General features: G+C 71.7%; 2 protein-coding genes and 1 pseudogene. All 3 read right to left on the reverse strand.

All coding sequences use genetic code 11. The features are described 5' to 3' along the window. Positions 1 to 161 precede the first annotated feature (161 nt). Entirely contained in the window at positions 162 to 2,333 is a 2,172-nt protein-coding gene (locus ABZ806_RS44920) for a RelA/SpoT family protein (protein WP_500226101.1), read from the reverse strand. A gap of 526 nt (positions 2,334 to 2,859) precedes the next feature. Then, the gene (locus tag ABZ806_RS44925; RefSeq protein WP_500226098.1) at positions 2,860 to 3,384 is read right to left on the reverse strand and encodes an adenine phosphoribosyltransferase; all 525 of its coding nucleotides are present in this window, start codon (positions 3,382 to 3,384) and stop codon (positions 2,860 to 2,862) included. A gap of 20 nt (positions 3,385 to 3,404) precedes the next feature. Continuing rightward, a pseudogene (locus ABZ806_RS44930) lies at positions 3,405 to 3,637 on the reverse strand (hypothetical protein); the annotation flags it as partial.

A 3,637-nucleotide genomic window follows, 5' to 3' on the forward strand; every position in this document is an offset into this window, starting at 1 on the left:
GTCCCCCCCCGCCCACCCCGACCCCCCCGCAGCGGCGCCCCTAGGCGGGTGCCGACCTGGACCCCGCGCACGACGCGGCGGACGGCTCACCCGCCCCCGCATCCGGCGGCGGCCCCCGGTGGCGGCCGCCTCCGCTCGTCTTCTCCGCCGGTAGCCCGCCACTACCTCGTGGCGCCGCTGGTGACCCGGTAGACGTCGTAGACGCCGTCGATGGTGCGGACCGCCTTCAGGACGTGGCCGAGGTGCTTCGGGTCGCCCATCTCGAAGGTGAACCGGCTGACTGCGACGCGGTCCCGGGAGGTGGTGACCGACGCCGACAGGATGTTCACGTGCTGGTCGGACAGGACGCGGGTCACGTCCGACAGCAGGCGCGGGCGGTCCAGGGCCTCGACCTGGATGGCCACCAGGAAGACCGACTCCTCGCTGGGCGACCACTTGACGTCGATCAGCCGGTCGGGCTGCGACTTCAGCGAGGCGACGTTGGCGCAGTCGGAGCGGTGCACGGACACGCCGTGGCCGCGGGTGACGAAGCCGACGATGTCGTCGCCGGGGACCGGGGTGCAGCAGCGCGACAGGCGGACCCAGACGTCGGGGTCGTCGGCGACGACGACGCCGGGGTCGCCCGCGCGGCGCTGCTTGCGGCGGGTCGGCAGCGCGATCTCGGCGAGGTCCTCCTCGGCGCTCTCGACGCCGCCGAGGGCGTCCACGAGGCGCTGGACGACGTGCTGCGCGGAGACCTGGCTCTCGCCGACGGCGGCGTACAGGGACGAGACGTCCGGGTAGCGCATGTCGCGGGCGAGGGCGAGCAGCGCCTCGCCGGACATCATCCGCTGGAGCGGCATGTTCTGCTTGCGCATCGCGCGGGCGATGGCGTCCTTGCCGGACTCGATCGCGGTGTCGCGGCGCTCCTTGGAGAACCAGTGCTTGATCTTGTTGCGGGCGCGGGCGCTCTTGACGAAGCCGAGCCAGTCGCGGCTCGGGCCGGCGTCGGGGGACTTGGAGGTGAAGACCTCGACGGTATCGCCGTTGTCGAGGGCCGATTCGAGGGGGACGAGGCGCCCGTTGACGCGGGCGCCGATACATCGGTGCCCGACCTCGGTGTGGATCGCGTACGCGAAGTCGACGGGGGTCGCGCCCTGCGGCAGCGCGATCACGTCGCCCTTCGGGGTGAACACGAACACCTCGGACACCGACAGGTCGAAGCGCAGCGACTCCAGGAACTCGGCCGGGTCGGCCGTCTCCTTCTGCCAGTCCAGGAGCTGGCGGAGCCACTGCATGTCGCCGGCCTTGCGGCCGCCGACCGTCTCCTCCTTGTACTTCCAGTGCGCGGCGACGCCGTACTCGGCGCGGCGGTGCATGCCCCAGGTGCGGATCTGCAGCTCGACGGGCTTGCCCTCGGGGCCGATCACCGTCGTGTGCAGCGACTGGTACATGTTGAACTTCGGCATCGCGATGTAGTCCTTGAACCGGCCGGGGACCGGGTTCCACCGCGCGTGGATCGAGCCGAGGGCGGCGTAGCAGTCGCGGACGCTGTCGACGAGGACCCGGATGCCGACCAGGTCGTAGATGTCATCGAACGAGACGTCCCGCGCGATCATCTTCTGGTAGATCGAGTAGTAGTGCTTCGGCCGGCCCGTCACGGTCGCCTTGATCCGGGCGTCGCGCAGGTCGGTGGAGACGTTCTCGATCACTTCCTGCAGGTAGACGTCGCGGCGCGGGGCGCGCTCGGACACCAGGCGGGCGATCTCGTCGAACCGCTTGGGGTACATCGTGGCGAACGCGAGGTCCTCCAGCTCCCACTTGAGCGTGTTCATCCCGAGGCGGTGCGCGAGCGGCGCGAACACCTCCAGGGTCTCGCGGGCCTTCTTCTCCTGCTTGTGCCGCGGCATGTAGCGCAGCGTGCGCATGTTGTGCAGCCGGTCGCCGAGCTTGATCACCAGGACACGGATGTCGCGGGACATCGCCACGACCATCTTGCGGACGGTCTCGGCCTCGGCGGCCTCGCCGTACTTGACCTTGTCGAGCTTGGTGACGCCGTCGACCAGCGCGGCGATCTCGTCGCCGAACTCGGCGCTCAGCTGGTCGAGGGTGTACGGGGTGTCCTCGACGGTGTCGTGCAGCAGCGCCGCGCAGAGCGTCTCGGTGTTCATGCCGAGCTCGGCGAGGATCGTCGCGACCGCGAGGGGGTGGGTGATGTACGGGTCGCCGCTCTTGCGCTTCTGGTTGCGGTGGTAATGCGCCGCGACGTCGTACGCGCGTTCGATGAGCCGCAGGTCCGCCTTGGGGTGGGTGTTGCGGACCGTCTTGATCAGGGGTTCCAGTACCGGGTTCATAGTGGGGCCACGCTGGGCGCCGAGCCGGGCGAGCCTGCGGCGCACCCGGGCGGCGGACGGTGGGATCGCGGGCGGGGTGGGCCTGGACGGGACATCGGGCCGGGACGCGTCATCGGCGTCCTCCCTGGTGGCGGCGCGCTCTGCGGAAGTCTCGGGTCGGGGGGACCGTGCGGCGGGCTGATCGGCCCGCGGTTCTTCGGTGGCCGGGGCGGCCTCCGCGGCCGGGTCCTCGGGCGCCGGGCGGGCTTCGGCGGGACGTCCGGGCGGTGGCGCACGGCGGTCGGCGCGCCGCGCCGGCACCGTGGACGCCCCGGCGGCCTGCACGGCCCGCTCCCCCGCGGTCTCCCGCGCGGGATGCGTCCCGGCCGTGCGCGCCGCGGCGGCGTCGTTCACCGCGCCGGTCGATACCACCTCACCGGGCACCCAGCCTCCTCAGTGCATCCGGGCGCTGCAGTGCACGCCCCGCGGGTCGCGCCCGTACCCACCGGACCCTGATGGCGCCAGTGTATCCGGCGGCCGTTTCGCACTAGACCGTAACCAGCGAATGAACGTCCAGATTCCCCAGCTTGTCGCGTCCGCGCAGGAAGGACAGCTCGAGCAGGACCGACAGCCCGACGATGTCGGCGCCGCCGCGGCGGACCAGTTCGGCGGCGGCCGCGGCCGTCCCGCCGGTGGCCAGGACGTCGTCGACGATCAGCACGCGGTCCCCGGGTTCGAGGGCGTCGGCGTGGATCTCGATCGTCTCGTTGCCGTACTCCAGGTCGTAGGTCTGCTCGTGCGTCGCCGCGGGCAGCTTGCCCTTCTTGCGCACCGGCACGAACCCGGCGCCGAAGTGGTAGGCGACCGGCGCGGCGAGGATGAACCCGCGCGCCTCGATGCCGACGATCTTGTCGATGGTGCCGCGGCCGTGGTGGTTGACGATCGAGTCGACCACCCCGGCGAACGCGACGTGGTCGGCCAGCAGCGGGGTGATGTCCTTGAACATCACCCCGGGCTTGGGGTAGTCGGGGATGTCGCGGATCCGTTCCTGGATCAGCTTTCCGAGGTCCACGTTCGAAGAATCCCCTTGCTCTACTTGCCGCCGCCGCGGCGCTGCTGCCGCGTCCCGCGCCGCGGCTGCTGCCGCGGTCCCGACTGGACGACCTTCCGCACCGTGACGGTGTTCCGCACGTCCTGCCGAGGCTCGCCGGGCACCTCGGCGTCGTCGGCATCGGCGTCGTCGGCGACCCCGGCGGCCGCGCGACCACGGGCAGCCACCGCGCCTGCTTCGACAGGGACCGACGCGATGGCGGGAGCGTCGCTGA

This window comes from Spirillospora sp. NPDC047418, from assembly GCF_040643275.1.
In the GTDB taxonomy this organism is placed as follows: Bacteria; Actinomycetota; Actinomycetes; order Streptosporangiales; family Streptosporangiaceae; genus Spirillospora.

Bases quoted from the DNA above. Each gene is read 5' to 3' on its own strand.
- ABZ806_RS44920 (WP_500226101.1), bottom strand. From the start codon at position 2,333: ATGAACCCGGTACTGGAACCCCTGATCAAGACGGTCCGCAACACCCAC.